Source organism: Achromobacter sp. FW305-C-13 (assembly GCF_058783475.1).
Map to the genome: position 1 here is coordinate 640,835 of NZ_JBYSYN010000001.1, position 20,924 is coordinate 661,758.

The following is a 20,924-nucleotide window of genomic DNA, read 5'->3' on the forward strand; positions in this document are numbered from 1 at the left end:
GGCGGTTCGGCGCGCGCCGCAGCCGTTGCGCCTGATGTGGCTGGGCGTGGCCGCCTTGGTATGCGTCGTGGCATTCATGACCTTGGGCGCCAACGGCCAGTGGTCGTTCGTGATTCCGTTTCGCGGCGGCAAGCTGGCGGCGATGCTGCTGGTGGCGTATGCCGTGGCGGTGTCGTCGGTGCTCTTCCAGACCATTACGCACAACCGCATCCTGACGCCCGCGATCATGGGCTTCGATGCGCTGTACCTGCTGATCCAGGCCGTTGTGGTGTTCGGGTTCGGGCAGGCGGCGACGGCCGCGAACCACCCGGTGGCGGCCTTCCTGCTGGAAGTCGGCGCCATGACCGCGTTTGCCTGCCTGTTGTTCCGGTGGCTGTTTTCGGATGCGGTGCGCAGCCTGCATCTGATGATGCTGGTGGGCATCGTCTTCGGGCTGCTGTTTCGCAGCCTGTCCAATTTCGTGGTGCGGCTGATCGACCCTAACGAATTCCTGGTGTTGCAGGACCGCATGTTCGCCAGTTTCAATTCGGTGCGCGTGTCGCTCTTGCCGATCGCGTTTGCAGCCGTCTGCGTGGCCACGCTGGTGGTCTGGCGCATGCGGCATCGCTACGACGTGCTGGCGCTGGGCCGCGAGATCGCGGTGAACCTGGGCGTGGACTACCGCCGCAGCCTGATGCTGACCCTGGTGGCGATTGCCGTGCTGGTGTCGGTGTCGACGGCGCTGGTGGGGCCCGTGACCTTCTTCGGCCTGCTGGTCAGCAACCTGGCCTACCAGGCGATGGGGTCGGACAAGCATCGGTACACGATCCCCGCCGCCACCTTCCTGAGCGTCATCTTCCTGGTGGGCGGCCAGACGCTGCTGGAGCGCGTGCTGGGCCTGAACACCACGGTTAGCGTGGTGATCGAATTCGTGGGCGGCGTGATGTTCCTCTTCCTGATCCTGCGCAGGGGGCGCCGATGATCGAAATTCAACAACTGACCAAGCACTACGGCGACAGCGTGGTTGTCGACGACGTCAACTTGGAACTGCCGGCCAACGGCGTTACCGCCATCATCGGACCCAACGGCGCAGGCAAATCGACCTTGCTGTCGATGATCAGCCGCTTGCTGCCGATGTCGGCCGGGCAGGTGAAGGTGGATGGGCTGGATGTGACCCGCGCCGATAGCCGCGAACTGGCCCGCCGGCTGTCCATCCTGCGCCAGGACAATCACCTGCCGTTGCGCCTGACGGTGAACGACCTGGTCGCGTTTGGCCGCTACCCGCACACCGGGGGGCGGTTGACGCTGGACGACAAGGTGCACATCGACCGCGCCATCGCCTATCTGGACCTGGAGCCCCTGGCCGGCCGCTATCTGGATGAGATGTCCGGGGGGCAACGACAGCGCGCATTCGTGGCGATGGTGCTATGCCAGGACACGCGCTACGTGTTGCTGGACGAACCCTTGAACAGCCTGGATATGAAACATGCGGTGGCCATGATGGGCACCCTGCGTCGCGCGGCCGATGAGCTGGGCAAGACGGTGGTGCTGGTGCTGCACGACATCAACTTCGCGTCCAGCTATGCGGACCGCATCGTGGCGATGCGGCAGGGGCGCATCGCGCATCTGGGCACCCCGGCGGAATTGATTCGCGCCGAGGTATTGAGCCCGCTGTATGAACTGCCGATCGATGTGCACGAAATCGGCGGCAAGCGGATTTGCGTGTATTACCGGTAGGGCCACCGCCGACCTGAATCGGCTGGCCCTGCCGGAAGCCGTCAGCGCGCCGATTCCGTGCTGGCGACGAGGTTGCCCTGGCGCGCCGCACGATGCCGGCGTTCCAGCAGGACGGCCCACAACCACAAGGGCATGGCGCCCAGCGCCAGCAGGCTGCCGACCCAGCCGGTCGACGTCCAGCCATAGCCCGCGGCAATCGCCAGCCCACCCAGCAGGGGGCCCAGAGCGTTGGCGGTGTTGAAGGCCGAGTGGTTCAGCGCCGCGGCCAGGCCTTGGGCATCGCCCGCCACGTCCATCAAGCGGGTTTGCAGCACGGTGCCCAACGCGCCGCCCACCCCCACCAGGAACACATTCAGCGTGATCAGCCAGACGTTGTGCGCCATCAGCGGGAACAGCGCCAGCACCGCGGCCGACCACAGCAGCAGCAGGCCGGCGGTGCGCATCACCGCGCGGTCGGCAAAGATCGGCACCACCATATTGCCGACCGTCAGGCCCACGCCAAACGCGCTGAGCACAAACGGCACGACCGACGGCGACACCTGCGTGACGGCGCCAAGCGTGTCGGCCAGATACGTGTAGACCGAGAACAAGCCGCCGAAACCCACGGCGCCGATGGCCAGCGTGATCCAGACCTGGCCGCGGCCCAGCGCGCTCAACTCGCGCAGCGGGCTGGCCTTGTGGTCGGCGGGGGTGTCGGGCGCAAAGATGGTCACGCTGACCATCGTCAGCACGGCCAGCAGCGACACCAGGGCGAAGCTCCAGCGCCAGCCGATCACCTGGCCCAGCCAGTTGGCCAGGGGCACGCCAACGATGGTGGCGACGGTCAACCCGAGAAACACGCGGCCCACGGCCATGGTGCGCCGGTTGGCGGGCACGAGCGAACTGGCTACCAGCGACGCAATGCCGAAGTACGCGCCGTGGGGCAGCCCGCTCAGGAAGCGGAAGAACAGCATCCAGTGGTAGTCAGGCGCGATCGCGCTCAGGCCGTTGCCGATGGCGAACAGCCCCATCAGGGCGATAAGCAGCCGGCGGCGGGGCATTCTGGCGCCCAGCACGGCAAGGATCGGCGCGCCCACCACCACGCCCAGCGCATAGGCGCTGATGACGTGGCCGGCGGTGGGGGCGTCGATGCCGAGCGACTGAGAGAAGTAGGGCAGCAGGCTCATCGTGGCGAACTCGGTGGTTCCGATGGCGAAGCTGCCGACAGCAAGGGCAAGCAGCACCAGTGCGGGCCGGTGCTGCGTCGAAGAGGGGTGGGACATGTGATTACTAGGGGGAGTCGCTGAAATGTTGCGGCGCAACAGTGTCATTGTAAGCACCCTAAGCTGTCATTTAAATGTCTGGTGCCTAAAAGGGGCTCGACCCTCGGACAGGGCGTTTGATGGCCCGGCGCGCCGCGCAACGCCATGTTGAGCTTGCAGTATGGGATGCAGCCCTCAGCGCAAGGGCGATTCCCGGGTGAGGCTGTCGGTTTCCAACGCCGCCAGCCCGTCCAGGAAACGCCAGGCGAAGGAACCCGGGCCCTCGGCCAAGACTTCCGCGCGTTGGCCGGCGATGCCGAAGCACGACAGCGCAGCGACGGCGGCGGTATAGGGGTCGCCTTTGGAGACGGCCGCGAAGGCGCCGACCAGCGCGGTCAGGGCGCAGCCCGTGGCGGTGACGCGTGGCATCAGCGCGGACCCGCCCGTGATGCGCACGGCGCGCCGGCCGTCGGTGACGTAGTCGGTTTCGCCGGTAACGGCCACGACCGTTTGGTGGGCAGCGGCGATGTCCCGTGCAGATTGCTCGGCCTGCGCCACGGCGTCGCGTGCGTCCACGCCTTTGCCCGTGCTTTGGCCGCCGGCCAACGCGATGATCTCCGAGGCGTTGCCGCGGATGATGGCAGGGCGCAAGGCTAAGAGGCGCCGTACGGCGTCGCGGCGGAAGGCGGTGGCGTGGTGGGCCACCGGATCCAGCACCCAGGGGATGCCTGCCTGGCGGGCGGCGTCTGCGGTCAGCAGCATGCTTTCCAGCCAGGGCGCCGACAGCGTGCCGATATTGATGACCACCGCGCCGGCAATCCGCGCGAATTCCGGCGCTTCGTCCGTGGCGTGCACCATGGCGGGTGACGCGCCCATCGCCAGCAGCACGTTGGCCGCGAAGTTCATGGAGACGAAATTGGTCAGGCACTGCACCAGCGGGGCGTCGCGGCGGACGGCCGCGTACAGGTCTTGCGACGCCCGGGCCAGGGCGGCGTTGTCGGAGAGGGAATCAGCCATGCGCAAAGGGGATCAGGGGGATCTGCATATGGTCTGGCTGGCCGCCGGCCTTGTCAAGCCGGGTGCGGAGCCTGCATCGGGGGCGCCGTCTGCGGGGCCCCGCCGCCCCTCTACGCCGCCCGCGGTTGCTCGCGCGCCAATGTGTGGCGGTTGGGCGGCCGTTGCAGGCCCAGGTGCTCGCGCAGTGTGGTGCCCTGGTATTCGGTGCGGAACAGGCCGCGGCGGCGCAGTTCCGGCAACACGTGTTCGATGAAATCGTCCAGGCCACCGGGCAGCCAGGGCGACATGATGTTGAAGCCGTCGGCGCCGCCTTCCTCGAACCATTGCTGCAACTGGTCAGCAATGCTTTGCGGCGTGCCGACGACCTGCTGGTGGCCGCGTGCGCCGGCGATGCGCAGGTAGAGGTCCCGGATGGTCAGGTTTTCGCGCTGCGCCAGGTCTATCAGCAACTGCTGGCGGCTTTTGCCGCCGTTCGTCTCGGGCAGCGACGGCAGCGGTCCATCCACCGGGTAGGAAGACAGGTCAATGCCCCCGATCATGTTCGACAGCAGCGACACGCCCACGACAGGATGGATCAGATCCTGGAGCGTCTGGAATTTCTCTTCGGCTTCTTCTTGCGTGCGCCCGACGATGGGGAAGATGCCCGGCATAATCTTGATGCCGTCGGGGTCTCGGCCGTGTTGCGCCGCGCGATGCCGGATGTCGCCGTAGAACTCGCGCGCCTGATCGAACGTTTGATGCGCCACGAAGATGACTTCGGCCGTGCGCGCCGCCAGATCGCGGCCAGCCTCGGACGCGCCGGCCTGCACCACGACTGGCCAGCCTTGGGGGGAGCGTCCGACGTTCAAGGGGCCGCGGACGGAGAAGTGCTTGCCCTTATGGTTAAGGGCGTGGTGCTTGCCGGCATCGAAGAATTCACCGGTGTGCTTGTCCCGGATGAACGCGTCGTCTTCCCAGGTGTCCCACAAGCCCGTCACGACGTCGTAGAACTCTTCGGCGCGCTGGTAGCGCAACGGATGCGCAACGTGCGTGTCCAGATTGAAGTTCTGCGCTTCGCCTTCGCCGCTGGAGGTGACGAGATTCCAGCCGGACCGGCCGCCGCTGATCAGGTCCAGCGACGCGAACTTGCGGGCCACATGGTAGGGCTCGTTGTAGGTCGTGGATACCGTGGCGATCAACCCGATGCGTTCGGTGACGGCCGCCAGCGCGGACAGGAGCGTGAGCGGTTCGAAATGCTCCGCGCGGGCCGTGCGCGAGAGCGAGGCGCTGTGCGTGTTGCGCACGCCGACCGAGTCGGCAAAGAAGACCGCGTCGAATTTGGCGGCCTCGGCTTTGCGCGCCAGGTCCACGTAGTGCCGGAAGTTCTGGCCGGCGTCGGCCGAAGCGTCGGGGTGGCGCCACGCGGCGATGTGGTGGCCGGTCTGCATCAGAAAGGCGCCCAGCTTGATTTGGCGGGAAGGAGTGCTCATCGGGTTTCCAGGTCAATGCGGGAAAGGGGGCTACCAGGCCATGCGCAGGCGATCCAGGGCAGGCAGCGTGCCTACCGTGGCCGTCAGGGCGCCGGGAGGCGGCAGGCGCTCGTTGTCGGCAATGCGGCCGTCGGGGTCCAGGAAGTCTCCAAGTACGTCGTCGCGCAGCCGGATGAAACGCAAGTCGCTGCGGTTGCGCGGATGCGGCAGGTCGACGTCGACGATGCGGCGGATGCGTCCGGGGCGTGGCTGCATCACCACGACGCGGTCGCCCAGGAACACGGCCTCTTCCACGTCGTGGGTGACAAGGATCATCGTGATCTGCTCTTTTTCCCAGATGCGCTGCAGTTCGTTCTGCAACCGCGAACGCGTCAGCGCGTCCAGGGCGCCCAGCGGTTCATCCAGCAGCAGCACGCGCGGCCGGTTCACCAGGCCGCGCGCGATGGCCACGCGCTGGGCCATGCCGCCCGAGATCTGGTGCGGGAAGGATTTCTCGAAGCCCTGCAGCCCCACCAGCGCGATATGCTCGGCCACCAGCTCTTTTTTCTCGGCCTTGGTCAGCGCCGCATTGCGCAGGCCCGCCGCGATGTTGCGTTCCACATTGAGCCAGGGGAACAGCCGATGGTCCTGGAACACGATGCCGCGGTCCAGCCCGGCGCCTTGCACGGGCTTGCCGTCCAGCAGGATCTGGCCGGAGTAGTCATCGTCCAGGCCCAGGATCAGGCGCAGCAGGGTGGATTTGCCGCAGCCGCTGGCGCCCACGATGCTGACGAAGCGGCCCGCGGGCACGTCCAGGTTGATGTCTTGCAGCACCTGCAGGGCTTGTGCGCCGTCGCCGCTGCCCGCATAGCGCTTGCCCACGCCGCGGATGCTCAATTCCTTGCCGAAGGTATCCGTCATTCCTTTTCTTCCGTTGTCATGCGGCGCCGAAGCGGTGCCGCGCCAGCCGGCGCTCCAACGCGCGGGCCAATGCGTTCATGGACCATCCCACCACGCCGATCACAAACATGCCGAAGATCACGAGGTCCATCTGGAAATGCTCGCTGCCTTCGATCAACGTGTTGCCGATGCCGTGGCCGGCCACCAGCAGGTATTCCGCCCCGATCGTGGCCAGCCAGGAATAGATCAGCGCCAGGTAGACGCCCGTGAAGATCGAGGGCGCGGCCGCCGGCACCACTACATGCAGCAGCGTCTGCCAGCGCGAATAGCCGAATACGCGGGCCACTTCCAGCAACGAGGCCGGCGTATTGCGGATGCCGTCGCAGGTGTTGACGACCACGGGCACCAACGCCGCCAGCGACAGGAAGGTCACTTTGGCAACATCACCCAGGCCGAACCACACGGAGATCAGCGGAATCCAGGCAAAGAGCGATATCTGCTTGAAGGTGTTGAAGCTGGGGCCCACGATCCGGTTGAACAGCGGCAACAGCCCCAGCAGCGCACCGAGTGCCAGGCCCAGCGTGGTGCCGATCGCAAAGCCCGTCAGCTCGCGCGCAAGGCTGGCGCTGAGCGCCCGCCACAATTGGCCCGAGGCGATCTGGTGGGCGGCGGTGTCCAGCACCTTGCCGGGAGAGACCAGCAACGGCGTCGACACCCATCCCAGGTGTGCAAGCGTCCACCACGCCGCGATGGCCACGGCAGGCAGCACCAGGCCGCGCCAGCGGGCGCCCAACCAGGCGCGCCAGGCGAGGACCCGGTGCGACGCCGGGGCAAGGCCGGTCTGAGCGATGGTCATAGGCGGACTCCGGTATTCGATACGCCCAGGCGGGTGCCTGCCTGGTTGGCGCTGACGCGGTTTTCGGCCAGGTCCAACAGTTTGTCGATGGCGTAGCCGATGGCGCCCACGACGATGACTGCGGCCATGACCAGATCCAGCTGGAACAATTGCCGGCCATAGACGATCAGGTAACCCAGCCCTTCGCTGGATGCGACCAGCTCGACCACGACCAGCGACAGCCAGGCCTTGGTGAAGCCCAGGCGCAGGCCGGTGAAGAGCGTCGGCAACGCATACGGCAGCACGACTTCCAGCACCTGCTGGCGGCGCGTGTAGCCGTAGACGCGCGCCACTTCCAACAGGCTCGCCGGCGTCTGCCGGAAACCCTGCAAGGTGTTGAGCGTGACGGGCACCAGTGCCGCCTTGGCGATCAGGATGTATTTCAGCGGTTCTCCGATGCCCACCAGCAACAGCACGAAGGGCAGCCAGGCCAGCACGGGGATCTGCACGAGCGCGTTGAACGTGGGCAGCAGATAGGCCTCAAGCGGACGCCACAGCCCCATCGCAGCGCCCAGCGCCAGGCCCAGGGCGCTGCCCACCGCGAAGCCGACCAGCACCCGCTGCAGGCTGGCGTGCATGTTCAGCCAAAGGTCGCCGCTGGTGTACAGGTCTTGCAGCGTCAGCCAGACGAAGTGGGGCGACGGCAGCACTTGCTCGGATATCCAGCCCTGGGACGCGCCCAGTTGCCATAGGATGAGCAACGAGACGGGCAGCAGCCAGGGCAGCAGGCTTCCCCCTGCATGGCGCAGCAACGCGTAGGGCGCGCGGCCGGCACGTGGCCTTGCCGGTGCGGGCGAAACGTGGGCGGGTGAGACGGGGGCGGGTGAAACGGGGGCGTCCAGGGTGTTCTCTGCCATGGCGCTTTCCTTATCGCGTCGGCGCAGCGGCGGCCTGGCGCTCGCCTGCGGCCGGCTTTCCTTGCGCGTTGAAGGCGGTCCAGCGGCCGGTCAGGTTCGCCTTCTGCAGCGCGGCGTTCAGGTAGCGCGGTTCGAACCAGCCGTCCACGCTGACCGGGCGGCGGATCAGCTTCAACTTGAGCGCGTCATCGGCTACCGCTTGGTAGCGCGCCGTCAGGAATTCATCGAGCAGCGGTGAATTGCGGACGGCCAGCGTGTCGCCGTCGAATTCCGCCTGCCAGGAGGCATACGGCGTGCCGCTGCGCGCCCAGATATTGAACAAGGCATCGCGGTTCTGCTCTTCCGAAGACCACTGCGCGGCGCGCACGAACACGTCAACCACCCGTTGCACCGCGTCGGGATTCTCTTTTTCGAAGTCCTCGCGGACCAACAACGCCGCCTGCCGCGTGAAAGACGGATCCTGGCCTTTGGTGGAATAGATGATGCGCGCCAGGCCCTGGTCGCGCAGCTTGAAGTATTCGTAGCCGCCGAACGCCGCATCCACGCCGTTGGACACCAGCGCCGCCTGCGCGCTGCCGCCGTCCAGGTTCACGCCCTTGATGTCGCGTTCGGTCAGGTTCTTGGAGGCCAGCACATTGATGGCGACCAGGTGTCCGTTCGTACCGCGGAAGATCGAGACCTTGCGGTCCTTCAAGTCCTCCAGGCCGTTGAGCGTGGAGTCCTTGGGCGTGGACACGTACAGGTTGTTGCGCACGCCGCTGCCAAGCAGGATGCGGGTCTTCAAGCCGTTGGACCGGCCCACCACCGCGGGCAGGTCGCCCTGGTAGGCGAAATCAATCTGCTTGTTCGACAGGGCCTCGTTCACGGCGGGACCGGCGCCTTTGAAGAACAGCCATTGCACCTGGGTGCCGGTGCCCTTGAAGGTTTCTTCCAGCCAGTTGTTGGCGCGGGCGACGCCGCCGGGCGAGCCGCCCCACGTGATCGGATCGCCGCCGCCGGCGGTTGCCACGCCGATCCGGATCACATCGGGCGCTGCCGACGCCACGGCACTGGCGGCGCACAGGGCAACGCCCAGCAACAGGCGTGAGATCAAGCGGGCAGAGGGCAGGTGGTACATGGTCGTTCCGTAGAAAGATGAAAAACGGGGATGAGCGAAACCGGTCCGCGCCGGCAAACGGGCAGACCGCCGCCCGCCAGGGGCGGACGGAAGGTGAGGGATGGGTCAGGCTGTCAGGCGGCGCGTGCCTGCAGCGTCTTCTCGATGCGCGTGCCTTTGAAGAACTGCGGATGCGCCTGTGTGTAGAAGCGGTAGGGGTTGTCGAAGACCAGCGCCTTGAAATCCGCCTCGGTGATCACGCCTTGCTCGACCAGGTCCCAGCTTTCGGCCAGCGGTTCGGTCAGGTCCGGCACGTCCCAATGGCCCACATCAGACGACCAGATCGCATTGAGCTTCACGTTCAGCGGATTTACGCGTTCGTTGAAGGCGGCGCCAACAGTCCTGTCATCGGCTTCGGAACCGAAGTAGAAGCTGTCGACCCAGCGCGTGCGGATGTCCTCGATGCTTTCGATGCCGGCGGCCGCGAAATCGTCAAGCTCGTCGCCCTGCGGATCGCGGCTGTGGGGCAGGGCAGAGACGCCAAGGCTGTCCTCCAGCAAGGTGGACTTGTCCACGCTGCGTCCTTGAAGCAGGTCTGCGCCGTAGCGTTCGAACAGATCTGCCAGCAGGTCGATATCCGCATTCGCGGGGTTGTAATGCTGGACCGCGTTGCGGTTGCGCTTTTCCCAGCGGTCAACCAGGTGTGCGTATACATGCGCGCCCCAGTCGGCGCCACCTTCCAGCAGCGCCACGCGCAGGCCCGGAAAGCGGCGGGTGACGCCGCCGAAGAACAGGGCCTTTGCAAAGGCCTGCGAGCCGTCGGCGAAGTGGCCGATGTGGTTGAACATGTAGTTGCTGATGGAGTGCCGCCCCGTCCAGCCCTGGCTGCCGTAGTGCGTGGCCAGCGGCACGCCAAGCTCTACCGCCTTGGCCCAGAACGGATCGTAGTCGTACTCGCTATCCAGGCCGAAGAAATCCACGTACGACGCATGGCGCGCGATGTCCGGGTATTGCGCGGGCGGGTATTTGTCGGCGATGGCCTTGATCGGCCGGCGCACGCCGCCCGGTATGTTCGCGACCTTCAAGCCCAGCGTATTGACCGCGAATTCCAGTTCCTCGATGGCTTCCTGCGGGTTGTACATGGGAATGCCGGCCACCGGCGTCAGGCGGTCGCTGTACTTGCGGTATTGATCCGCGTGGAAGTGATTGATCGCGCGATGCAGTGGCTGGCGGAATTCATTACCGGCGCCCAGCGGGGCCAGCACATCGTTCGGAAACAGGATGGAATAGTCCGAGCCTTGCTCTTCCAGCCGCTCGTACAGCAGTTCGGGCAAGGTGACGGTGGCCAGATCCAGGGTGTTGCGCGTGACGCGCGCCCACCACGGGGCGCGCAGCGTGCGGTGGTATTGCCTTTCGTCGGGAGTCTGCTGGTACCAGTCCTTGCCCTCGGATTTCGTGGCGAAGCGTGACCCCTGGGTCTTGCGCAGGATGTCCACCAGCTTGGCCCCGCCGTAATGCTGGATGTAGTCCTCCAGAACGGGCGCGTAATCGTTGACGTGTACGTCGGTATCGATCACCGGGTAGTCCAGCTTGGCCTTGACGGCGGTGGAACGGGACGCCTGGGTACGGTGCAGCCGGTCATTCATGGAGGTCTCCGAAAATGAAGCGAAGGCGGCGCCTTGCGCGTTGCGGCAAGGTCGGCACGGACACATCACAGTACGGGAGGGATGGGCGTAGCCAAACGACGAATTCGAAATGTCGTTCTGAGTGATGTACTTATGGCGTGGGCGCAATGGGCGCGCGTGGCCGCCGAAGCGGTCCGCCCAGCCTGCGTGAGCAGCGGCAGTACGCCGTCAGTGGGCCGAACAGGTAGGCGAATGCCTGGAGGGGATGGGAAAGGCCCACGATGCGGGGCCTTGCCTTGAGGGTGCGTTACTCAGCCATGCCGGCCGGTAATAATGGGTGATCGCGTGCCGCCGGCCGGCGCAGCGCCGAACCGGTGGCACGCAGGCCGTATCAGACGCCGACGACGGAGACCGCCTTCGTCACCAGGTAGGCCTCAAGCGCTTCCGGGCCGCCCTCAGAGCCGTAGCCGGAATCCTTCACGCCGCCGAACGGGAGTTCAGCGGACGGGGTGGCGGGCTGGTTGACCCAGAGCATGCCCACTTCAAGACGGCGCGACAGCTCGTGCACCGTCTTGATCGACTTGGTGAAGCCATAAGCGGACAGCCCGAACGGCAGGCGGTTGGCTTCACGGATGGCCTCGTCCAGCGTTTCGAAACTGCGGATCGCGGCGATCGGGCCGAACGGTTCTTCATTGAAGATGTCGGCGTCGAGCGGGACATCGGTAAGGATGGTGGGCGCAAAGAAATTGCCGGCGCCGCCGACCCGCGCGCCGCCGGTGGCGATGCGCGCGCCCTTTTCGCTGGCGTTCTTGACGATCTTGTCCATGGCCGTCAAACGGCGGTCATTGGCCAGGGGCCCAAGTGTCGTGCCTTCGGTCAGGCCATCACCCAGCTTGAGCTTTTCGGCATGAGCGACGAAGGCTTTCTCGAATGCGGCCTTGATGCTCTTGTGGACCAGGAAGCGCGTCGGCGAAATGCAGACTTGGCCGGCGTTGCGGAACTTGGCGCCGCCGGAGGCCTTCACGGCGAGTTCGACGTCGGCGTCCTCGGCCACGATCACCGGGGCGTGGCCGCCCAGTTCCATCGTGACGCGCTTCATATGCAGGCCGGCCAGCGCGGCCAGTTCCTTGCCGACCGGGGTCGAGCCCGTGAACGTGACCTTGCGGATCACCGGATGCGGGATCAGGTAGCTGGAAATCTCGGCAGGCGAGCCGAAGACCAGGCCCAGCACGCCCTTGGGGATGCCGGCGTCGACAAAGCAGTTCAGCAGGGCGGCGGGGGACGCGGGGGTTTCTTCGGGCGCCTTCACCAGGAAGGAGCAGCCGGTGGCCAGCGCGGCACCCAGCTTGCGGACGACTTGGTTGACCGGGAAATTCCACGGGGTGAACGCCGCGACGGGGCCGACGGGTTCCTTGATGACCAATTGCTGTGCCAGCGGGTTGCGCGACGGCACGATGCGGCCATAGACGCGCAGCGCTTCGTTGGCGAACCAGTCGATGATTTCAGCGCCGGCCAGCACTTCACCGCGCGCTTCGGCCAGCGGTTTGCCCTGTTCCTGGGTCAGCAGGCGGGCCACCGAATCGGCGCGTTCGCGCAGCAGGGCGGCGGCACGGCGCATGACGGCGCAGCGCTCATGGGCGGAGGTGTCGCGCCAGGTTTCGAACCCGCGCTGCGCGGCGGCCAGCGCCAAGTCCAGGTCTTCGCGCTTGGCGTGGGCGACCTGGCCGATCTTCTGGCCGGTGGCGGGATTGACGACGTCAATGCGCGCGCCGCCTTTCGCTTCGCGCCATTCGTTGTCGATGAGAAGCAGGGTATTGGGGTAATCGGCCATGGGGTCTCCGTAACGCGTCCGGTCAGTAGGGAAACAATGACTCTACGCCGAAATTCCGGACGAATCCACCGCCCGGGGGGCGGGCGCCTGAGCGGGGACCCCCGCGCTCGGACGTGCGCCCCTGGGACCAGCGCTGGCCAAGGGCTTGCCGAGGGCCTTGGAGGATTGCCGGGTCAGGGCAGAGCAGGCTCGTCCGGTCACACGGCATACGTCACCCGATGCGCCTCGGTCGGCAGCGGCAGGTCCCAGCGGTGCAGCATGCCGGTCAGCGTCTTGTTCGACAGGGACGTATCACGCCGGCTGTTCCGCCGCAGCAATTCGGCACGCGGCTGCTCAAGATAGACCAGCTCGACGTGCGCGTGATAGGAATACAGCAGATCCAGCGTCTTTTTGCGCATCAGTTCGCTAAGGTGGGTGGCGTTCCAGACGAAGGGCGCCTTGCGCCGCAACAGCTCGCGGGCCCGGTCGATGGCCAAGTGCGCCACCATGCCTTCGTTCTTGCCGTGGCGCAGGCCCAGTTCCTCTCGCGCATCGTCGAATGAAATCACCGGCAGATCGGGATGATGCCGGGCGACCCAGGTGTTCTTGCCCGATGCGGGCAGGCCCGACATCACAATGACTCGCGAACCCGGTTCCTGAAACAGCGGGTAATCGGGATGCACGTCGGCGCCACGAAAATAACTGACCGCCGTATGAACATCGGCGAAGGGCCGCGGCTGGCCAAAGCAACGCTCTTCGCGCGCCAACTCGCAGAACAGCGCGATGTTGTCCAACACGCGTTGGCTATCCGCGCAGATGCGCCCACGCATGTCGGCTTCGGCAAGCATGGCGAGCAGGGGGATGTCGATCTGCCAGGACAGTTCGCGCACGATGAACTCGGGCGTCTTGCCGCGGCGCGAGCCCTCCAGGGCAAAGAACGGCACCTGGTGGACCGCGATCAATCTGCATACGGCTTCGCGCACGGCAAAGGGCACGCCGGCATCCCATAGCGCGATACGCGCATCGATGGCGCCCTTGCGGGAATGGCCCGGCTGGCCGATGGCGCCCGTGACAGGGTCGATGACCGTGGTGCTGTGCTTGGCAACGTCGTGCAGCAAGGCTGCAAGAAACACCACTTCCTGGTCAGCCCGGGCCGCCGCCTGGTACTGGGGCAAGGCGAGCAGCGCTTCCACCACCATTTTCGTATGGGTCCAGACATCACCCTCGCCGTGATAGCGCAGGTCTTGCGGCGTGGTCTTGGCCAGTTCCAGAGCGGGAAATGCCGCCAGGCAGGCGTCGTAATCCGGCGTGTCGCCGGGGGCAGGCGTGAGCGCCTGCAATTGTGCGTATTGCATGATCTATTCCTTATTGTCCGGTGGCGCCGCGCAGCGTGTCCCAGTCCACCGCGAGGCGCGGTGCATAGAGGTCCACGCCGGGCGCCAGCAGGTTGGGCACGTAGGGCTGTTCGGAATGATGTTTGTCCGAGTCCAGGATGGCCTGCACGAAGTCGCGGCGCACCCACTTGTAGCGGCCAACTGTCCTGCCGTCGGCTTCCACCTTGATGTACAGGCCCTCCGACAGGTCCGACTTGTCGCATTGCTTCCAGGCGCGTTGCAGGTCCAATCCTTCGCGCAGCACGGTGGCCTCAAAGGCCTCGCGCCAGTCCGGCGTCTTGGCCAGCGACGGCCGCAGCAGGGCTTTGAGCGTGTCAAGCCTGGACGGGGCCACGCCTTCATACAGGACCGGCACGGACAGGACGGGGCCGCCTGCCAGCAAGGCGCGGCGTGCGTCGGTGGAAAGGAAGTCGCCGCTGTGGCGATCCAGGACGTCGAACTCGAAGAAGTGATGCGGCAAGGCGTCGTAGAACACCGAGTGCTTCTTCGTCAGCGTTTCGCCGTACATCACATAGCGGTCTTCCAGCCGCTCCAGCAGCCAGTCGGCGTGCGCCGCGGCCCATGCCTTGACGAAATTGAATTGCCGTTCGCGGCCGCCGCCCACCAGATAATGCCCGCGCGATTGCAGCAGCAGTTCGCCCGATGGGCTGAAGCTGATGCCGGTGTTGGCACCGTCGAGCTTTTCTTCGACGACCAGATGCAGGCCGGCCAAGCGGCGGTACGGCACATGGTCATGGCCTTCGTCACCGTCTTGCAGGCGCGAGCCTTCCAGGTGCGGCGTGCGGGGGTAGCGGAACAGGTCCAGCGATTGCGCGTAAGCGCAGAAATCTTGCGTCATGGGGTCTTCTCCAAAGCAGTGGAAAAGCCGACGACGCAGTCTGGACGGGAAAGGAAAGCGAGTGGGTGTGTGCTTCCTGGAACCGCGCCTGGACCCCGTGGCATGCGCTCAAGACGCAGGCGTCGAGCAGCAAGGGGCGCGCAGGCAGACCGCGATTACCAGGGCGGTAGTCGTCGGCGTTTAGGCGTAGTGACGGATGGCAGACACGGTTGCACTCAGAAAGGAAGGGGGTGGAAAAGAGGCCGAATCCTAAGATACCGGGAAGGGGTTTGTCAATGCGGGGGGGATGGGGGGAACACAGCTTGTGTGGGAATTTCCCGAGGTGGATAAACCCGTTCACCCGGTGGTACGCCTCACGTCGCGGCGTCCTACGCTCCTGGTTTTAGGAGAGGGACATTATCGGTCGTTGAAATAGGCGCCGGACTGAGCTAGCCCGGGTTTTCCGGACACCCGACGTAGCCAATACTTGGCTGCCGAGAGCAAAGAATGTTCTCTTGTTGGCCCGACTGCCGGCAGCACCCGAAGGCGTAGCACCCGCGACATTAAGAACATTGGCGATCATGTTCGCGCGATTTCCTGTGCAAAGGAACCGCCTGCTGGCGGTGCAGCGAAGCAAAGCGTTCTAGTGCATTGGAGGCCTTGTGTGTGGCATTCAACTTGCGCTTATCTCCAGCGCGTTAGCCACTCTTCCTTGGTGATGCGGCTTATGTGTTCAGTTCGATAGTCGTTTAAAAACTGGTTGAACTTGTTTTCCTCAGTGTGATGGGGTCGGAAACCGCACTTTTCCTGCGCTTTGAATGACTTCTCATTGTCGGCGAAGTACCCGCACCACAAAGCCCGAATCCCCAGGTTCTCGAACGCATGGCGCATCAGCTCTTTGACAGCCTCAGGGATAAATCCTTGCCCCCAAAAGGGAACGCCAATCCAGTATGCGACTTCGGCTTCGTCTTCGGCGATGTCGAAATTGCTGTCCTTGCCGATGAGAAGGCCAACCATGCCAATTGCTTTGTCGTCCGCTTGCAGCGCGACGGCGTAGATCTCAGAGTGATTAAAAATGGTTTCGATCACTTGGCGGCTGTATTCCAAGCTGGTATGGACCGGCCAGCCAGCGATGGGGCCAATTCGCTCATCGCTTGCATGTTCAAAGAGGCTTGGGGCGTCATCGGCGCACCAGGGCCGGAGGGACAGACGTGCAGTACTCAGCATAGATTTACATTCCTGTAGCCATGAAAATTGCCAATGGAAGTGTATCGACGCCGGGACAACGCATGAAGGTTGAAACGTGAGTGAATTCGGTAATTTTCAAAACATTCGCCCATCTTTCCAACGATTTACTCTACAGTTTCTGTCGAAATGGAAACTATCCTTCAGCTATTTGACGCAGGTCCCGATGACGTACTCATGGGGCGCATGGAATTCAATGACCAGATAGGACGTTTGATCCCGCTGGCCTATGTCGTCGTCCTGATCTGTCAACAGGGCATCGCTGAGTGGCATGTGAACTTTCAACCATACCGCATGGAGAAGAATGATTTTCTTGTGTTGGCCGAAGACTCAGTCGCACTGATCCAGACCAAGTCGGAGGACTTTGCCTGCAGTTGTTATGTCATCAGTCGGCCGCTTGCTGCGGAAGTCGCAGATGGATTGCCTACCAGCCTGTTTGTCTACCTAAGCCGTTCGCCTTTTTTTTCCGGAAAGAAGCGGCTAGTGGCCTACCAGAAGGCTTGGGAGCAGCTGGCCGCAGTAATTCACACCCAATGCTCAACTCACAAGCGGGCCATGTTTATCAATCACTTTCGTAATTTTTTTCTTTGGATCTGCGAATGGGTCGGAAGGATCGATACTAATTCAAACAGTGATTTCAGCAGGCCGGAGGCAATCTGTTGGAAATTCTGGGATCTCATTTCCGCAAACCACAAGACCCAGCGTGCCGTGGCCTTCTATGCGAACCGTTTGCACGTGACTCCATACTACCTGTCACAGCTCACCAAAAAGTTCTTCAATGACTCTCCGAAAGCGCTTATCGACAGGCAGGTTGTGCTGGAGATCAAGAAGCAGCTATCCCACCCAGGAATCTCGGTGCAAGAAATTGCGGAGAATTTGCACTTCATCGACGCGTCTTATCTCGGAAAATATTTCAAACGGCATACCGGTGTGGGAATGACAGAATACAGGAATCGAAGAAATTATTGACCGGCCATGCTCCAACACTAAGTGAGGACCTATGCCGTCTTGTGCTACCGAAGATTGTTGTAGGCGCTCGAGTCTCGCCTCCACGGTCTAGCGTGCAGCGGCTCTGGTAGTAAGAGCAAATCTAGAGATTAGATGCATGAATCCATTGATTGAAAGCCTGGTCACCCAGGCGCAAGAACGCTTCGCCGCGGCCACGGACTCCGCCGCGCTCGAAAACGCAAAGGCCCGCTTCCTGGGCAAGGACGGCGAGCTGACGGTCCTGCTCAAGGGTTTGGGCAAGCTAGATCCCGAGCAGAAGCGCGACATGGGCGCGTGGATCAATCAGGCCAAGCAGAAGGTCGAAGAGTTTCTGAACTTGCGCCGCGCCGCACTGGCGCAGGCCGAACTGGACGCCCGCCTGGCTTCCGAAGCTATTGACGTATCACTGCCGGGCCGCGGTCGCGTGCCGGGCGGCATCCATCCGGTGATCCGGACCTGGGAACGCGTGGAAGCCATCTTCCGTTCCGTTGGCTTCGATGTGGCCGACGGTCCCGAAGTGGAAAACGACTGGACCAATTTCACCGCGCTGAACAGCCCGCTGGACCATCCCGCGCGCTCCATGCATGACACTTTCTACGTCGACATGAATGACGCCGACGGCCAGTCGCTGCTGCTGCGCACGCACACCAGCCCCATGCAGGTGCGTTACGCCCGCATGCACAAGCCGCCCATCAAGGTCATCGCGCCGGGGCGCACCTATCGCGTCGACAGCGACGCCACGCACTCGCCCATGTTCCATCAGGTGGAAGGGCTCTGGATCGCCGAGGACATCTCGTTTGCCGATCTGAAAGGCGTGTACACCGATTTCCTGCGTTGCTTCTTTGAAAGCGACGATCTTGTCGTGCGTTTCCGTCCGTCGTTCTTCCCGTTCACGGAACCGTCCGCCGAAATCGACATGATGTTCACCTCGGGTCCCAACCGCGGCCGCTGGCTGGAGATCTCCGGCTCGGGCCAGGTGCACCCCGAAGTGGTGCGCAATTTCGGTCTTGATCCCGAGCGCTACATCGGCTTTGCCTTCGGTTCCGGACTTGAGCGCCTGACGATGTTGCGCTACGGCGTGAACGATCTGCGCCAGTTCTACGAAGGCGATTTGCGCTTCTTGCGCCAGTTCAACGAATAACAGACGGCTGATCATGCAATTTCCTGAATCCTGGCTGCGTACGCTGGTCAACCCTCCGATCGCAACCGATGAACTCGCGCACCGGCTCACCATGGCCGGCCTGGAAGTCGAAGAGACCGTGCCCGCCGCGCCCGCCTTCACCGGCGTGGTCGTGGGCCATATCGTCGACATCGCGCCGCACCCCGACGCGGACAAGCTGCGCGTCTGCCAAGTGGACGACGGTTCCGGCGAACGCCTGCAGATCGTGTGCGGCGCGCCGAACGCGGCCGCCGGCCTGAAGGTGCCGCTGGCCCGCGTGGGTGCGGAACTGCCTGGCGGCATGAAGATCGGCGTGGCCAAGATGCGCGGCGTGCAATCGTCGGGCATGCTGTGCTCGGCCCGCGAACTGGGTCTGTCGCAAGACCATGCCGGTCTGTTGGAGCTGCCTGCCGACATGGTGCCCGGCCAGTCCATCCGCGACGCGCTGGACCTGGACGACACGCTCTTCACACTCAAGCTCACGCCCAATCGCGCCGATTGCCTGTCGATCCTGGGCGTGGCGCGCGAAGTCGCGGCCTTGACCGGCGCGCCGCTGTCGGTGCCGACCGCCGTCGCCGTGCCTGTCACGCTGGATGAGCGTCTGCCGGTCAAGATTGAAGCGCCCGACCTGTGCGGCCGTTTCGGCGGCCGCGTGATCCGCGGCGTGAACGCCCGCGCGGCAACGCCCGACTGGATGAAGTCGCGTCTTGAGCGCGCCGGCCAGCGTTCGCTGTCCGCGCTGGTGGACATCTCCAACTACGTCATGCTGGAACTGGGCCGCCCGTCGCACGTGTTCGATCTGGACAAGATCGGCGGCGACATCAGCGTGCGCTGGGCGCATGAAGGCGAAACGCTGGAACTGCTGAACGGCCAGACCGTCACGCTGGACCCGAAGGTCGGCGTGGTGGTGGCGGGCGATCAGGTGGAAAGCCTGGCCGGCATTATGGGCGGCGAAGCCACCTCCGTGACGCTGGACACGCAGAACATCTATCTGGAAGCCGCGTTCTGGTGGCCGCAAGCCATTGCCGGCCGCGCGCGCCGCTACAAGTTCAGTTCGGAAGCCAGCCACCGTTTCGAACGTGGCGTGGACTACGCCAGCATTCCCGAGCACCTTGAATTCATCACCCGCCTGATCATCGAAATCTGCGGTGGCCAGGCCGGTCCGCTGGATGACAAGATCGTTAATCTGCCCAAGCGCGAACCGGTGCGCATGCGCCTGGCGCGCTGCCATCGCGTGCTGGGCGTGCCCGTCACGCAAGAGCAGGTCGCCAAGATCTTCAACAGCCTGAGTCTGGAGTTCACGCTCGAAGGCCACGACTTCATCGTCACGCCGCCGTCGTACCGTTTCGACCTGGAAATTGAAGAAGACCTGATCGAGGAAGTGGCTCGCATCTACGGCTTTGAGAACATTCCCACCGTGCCGCCGATGGCGCGCGCCAAGATGTTCTCGCAGCCAGAAGTGCATCGCGGCGCGCATGCGCTGCGCCGCCTGGCTGCCGCGCAGGACTACCAGGAAGTCGTGAACTACAGCTTCGTCGAAGCGGATTGGGAGCGCGACTACGCCGGCAACGACACGCCGCTCAAGCTGGTCAACCCCATCGCCAGCCACTTGTCGGTGATGCGTTCCAGCCTGATCGCCAGCCTGGTTGCCAACATCCGCCACAACGCCAATCGCAAGCAGACGCGCGTGCGCCTGTTTGAGTTGGGCCGCGTCTTCACGCGTGACGACTTGCCCCGGGACGGCCCGCTGGCCGTGGCCGGCGTGCGTCAGCCCCTGAAGCTGGCCGGTGCCGCGTGGGGCCCGGCGGTGGAAGAGCAATGGGGCGTGCCTGCGCGCCATGTGGATTTCTACGACGTGAAGATGGATGTCCAGGCGCTGTTCGGCGCCCGCGGCTCCCGTCTGCGTTTTGAGGCCGCCGCCTATCCGGCGCTGCATCCGGGCCGCAGCGCTCGCATCGAACTGGACGGCAAGGAGGTCGGCTGGATCGGCGAACTGCATCCGCGCCTGGCGCAGAAAGTGGATCTGGCGCATGCACCGGTCGTGTTTGAGGTCGACGTGGCCGCCTTGTCCAAAGGCGAACTGCCGCAGGTGCGTGAACTGTCGCGCCAGCCTGTGGTGGTGCGCGATCTGGCGCTGTGGGTCGACGCTCACGTGTCGGCGCAATGCATCCTCGACACTGTCGCCGCGGCCATCAAGGCAGATCCGAAGCTGTCGGTGGTGCAGGACGCGCGCCTGTTCGACGTGTGGCGCGAGAAGTCCCAAGGCAGCGAGCCCGTCACGGGGAAAAGCCTTGCTTTCCGTTTCTGGCTACAGGACACCGAGGTCACGCTGGACGAGGCCCGCGTGGCAACTTGCCTAGCGCGCATCAAGGAAGCCTTGGTGGCTGCGCATGGCGCGCGCCAACGCGCTTGAATTTGGGAACAGCCTGCAGGTACCGTAGACTTATGCAAATACCTACACCCGCGGTGCCGGCGCTTGAAATCCGGATGGCACGCGTGGCATGACGCTCAGATGTCTGTCCGCGCATGACGCGGCCGTCGTGGGGTCGTTATCTGCGAAATCGGGGTCTTGAGTGCGCATAGCAGCATGGTCGGGGCAGGCCAGGGCTCAGCCCAATGGTATATGCGCTGCTCTCGCCAGGCCTTTTCCGCGCGCGGGTAAGCTCAGCCGCGCCTGGATCTGCCCTTCCTGCACTGCATATCCGCTGCTTGCGGAC

17 protein-coding genes are annotated in these 20,924 nt (G+C 64.3%); 5 read left to right on the top strand and 12 right to left on the bottom strand.

Annotated elements, in window-relative coordinates:
- Window positions 1-34: 34 nt before the first annotated feature.
- A complete protein-coding gene (locus AC3WMU_RS03020) occupies window positions 35-961 on the top strand; it encodes an iron chelate uptake ABC transporter family permease subunit (protein WP_035213344.1) in 927 nt (308 codons plus the stop codon).
- Window positions 958-1,716, top strand: a complete 759-nt coding sequence (locus tag AC3WMU_RS03025) for an iron ABC transporter ATP-binding protein (RefSeq protein WP_006225260.1) — start codon at window positions 958-960, stop codon at window positions 1,714-1,716. Before AC3WMU_RS03020 ends, AC3WMU_RS03025 begins: the two co-directional genes overlap by 4 nt.
- A 41-nt stretch (window positions 1,717-1,757) precedes the next feature.
- Here the strand turns inward: AC3WMU_RS03025 and AC3WMU_RS03030 are convergent, their stop codons facing one another.
- The 12 genes from AC3WMU_RS03030 to AC3WMU_RS03085 all read right to left on the bottom strand — a co-directional run bounded on the left by AC3WMU_RS03030 (window position 1,758) and on the right by AC3WMU_RS03085 (window position 16,043).
- Window positions 1,758-2,978 carry an MFS transporter gene (locus tag AC3WMU_RS03030; RefSeq protein ID WP_492281785.1) on the bottom strand — a complete coding sequence of 407 codons (1,221 nt, stop codon included), beginning with the start codon at window positions 2,976-2,978 and terminating at the stop codon, window positions 1,758-1,760.
- Between the two features lie 174 nt (window positions 2,979-3,152).
- A complete protein-coding gene (gene thiM, locus AC3WMU_RS03035; RefSeq protein ID WP_492281786.1) occupies window positions 3,153-3,974 on the bottom strand; it encodes a hydroxyethylthiazole kinase in 822 nt (273 codons plus the stop codon).
- Between the two features lie 110 nt (window positions 3,975-4,084).
- Window positions 4,085-5,443 (bottom strand): LLM class flavin-dependent oxidoreductase, encoded by a 1,359-nt coding sequence (locus AC3WMU_RS03040; RefSeq protein ID WP_006225251.1) that lies wholly within the window; start codon window positions 5,441-5,443, stop codon window positions 4,085-4,087.
- 30 nt (window positions 5,444-5,473) lie between these two features.
- The gene (locus tag AC3WMU_RS03045; protein WP_006225250.1) at window positions 5,474-6,343 is read right to left on the bottom strand and encodes an ABC transporter ATP-binding protein; all 870 of its coding nucleotides are present in this window, start codon (window positions 6,341-6,343) and stop codon (window positions 5,474-5,476) included.
- A gap of 16 nt (window positions 6,344-6,359) precedes the next feature.
- Window positions 6,360-7,178 (bottom strand): ABC transporter permease, encoded by an 819-nt coding sequence (locus AC3WMU_RS03050; RefSeq protein ID WP_492281787.1) that lies wholly within the window; start codon window positions 7,176-7,178, stop codon window positions 6,360-6,362.
- A complete protein-coding gene (locus tag AC3WMU_RS03055; protein ID WP_454677270.1) occupies window positions 7,175-8,074 on the bottom strand; it encodes an ABC transporter permease in 900 nt (299 codons plus the stop codon). The genes AC3WMU_RS03050 and AC3WMU_RS03055 overlap by 4 nt, the downstream gene beginning before the upstream one ends.
- 10 nt (window positions 8,075-8,084) lie before the next feature.
- Complete coding sequence (locus tag AC3WMU_RS03060; RefSeq protein WP_454677269.1) at window positions 8,085-9,191, bottom strand: ABC transporter substrate-binding protein; 1,107 nt, start codon at window positions 9,189-9,191, stop codon at window positions 8,085-8,087.
- A gap of 113 nt (window positions 9,192-9,304) precedes the next feature.
- A complete protein-coding gene (locus tag AC3WMU_RS03065; RefSeq protein ID WP_454677268.1) occupies window positions 9,305-10,816 on the bottom strand; it encodes an amidohydrolase family protein in 1,512 nt (503 codons plus the stop codon).
- 370 nt (window positions 10,817-11,186) lie between these two features.
- The gene (locus AC3WMU_RS03070) at window positions 11,187-12,626 is read right to left on the bottom strand and encodes an NAD-dependent succinate-semialdehyde dehydrogenase (protein WP_006225245.1); all 1,440 of its coding nucleotides are present in this window, start codon (window positions 12,624-12,626) and stop codon (window positions 11,187-11,189) included.
- A 197-nt stretch (window positions 12,627-12,823) separates the two neighbouring features.
- Window positions 12,824-13,960, bottom strand: coding sequence for an AAA family ATPase (locus AC3WMU_RS03075; RefSeq protein ID WP_492281788.1), 1,137 nt, complete (start codon window positions 13,958-13,960; stop codon window positions 12,824-12,826).
- 10 nt (window positions 13,961-13,970) lie between these two features.
- Window positions 13,971-14,837, bottom strand: coding sequence for an RNA ligase family protein (locus AC3WMU_RS03080; protein ID WP_492281789.1), 867 nt, complete (start codon window positions 14,835-14,837; stop codon window positions 13,971-13,973).
- Between the two features lie 663 nt (window positions 14,838-15,500).
- Window positions 15,501-16,043, bottom strand: a complete 543-nt coding sequence (locus AC3WMU_RS03085; protein ID WP_492281790.1) for a GNAT family N-acetyltransferase — start codon at window positions 16,041-16,043, stop codon at window positions 15,501-15,503.
- Between the two features lie 204 nt (window positions 16,044-16,247).
- Between AC3WMU_RS03085 and AC3WMU_RS03090 the strand changes: the two genes are divergently transcribed.
- The 3 genes from AC3WMU_RS03090 to pheT all read left to right on the top strand — a co-directional run bounded on the left by AC3WMU_RS03090 (window position 16,248) and on the right by pheT (window position 20,620).
- Window positions 16,248-17,030, top strand: a complete 783-nt coding sequence (locus tag AC3WMU_RS03090) for a helix-turn-helix domain-containing protein (RefSeq protein ID WP_492281791.1) — start codon at window positions 16,248-16,250, stop codon at window positions 17,028-17,030.
- A 136-nt stretch (window positions 17,031-17,166) separates the two neighbouring features.
- Window positions 17,167-18,189 carry a phenylalanine--tRNA ligase subunit alpha gene (gene pheS / locus AC3WMU_RS03095; RefSeq protein ID WP_492281792.1) on the top strand — a complete coding sequence of 341 codons (1,023 nt, stop codon included), beginning with the start codon at window positions 17,167-17,169 and terminating at the stop codon, window positions 18,187-18,189.
- A 13-nt stretch (window positions 18,190-18,202) separates the two neighbouring features.
- Window positions 18,203-20,620, top strand: coding sequence for a phenylalanine--tRNA ligase subunit beta (pheT, locus tag AC3WMU_RS03100; protein ID WP_492281793.1), 2,418 nt, complete (start codon window positions 18,203-18,205; stop codon window positions 20,618-20,620).
- The last annotated feature ends 304 nt before the right edge of the window (window positions 20,621-20,924 follow it).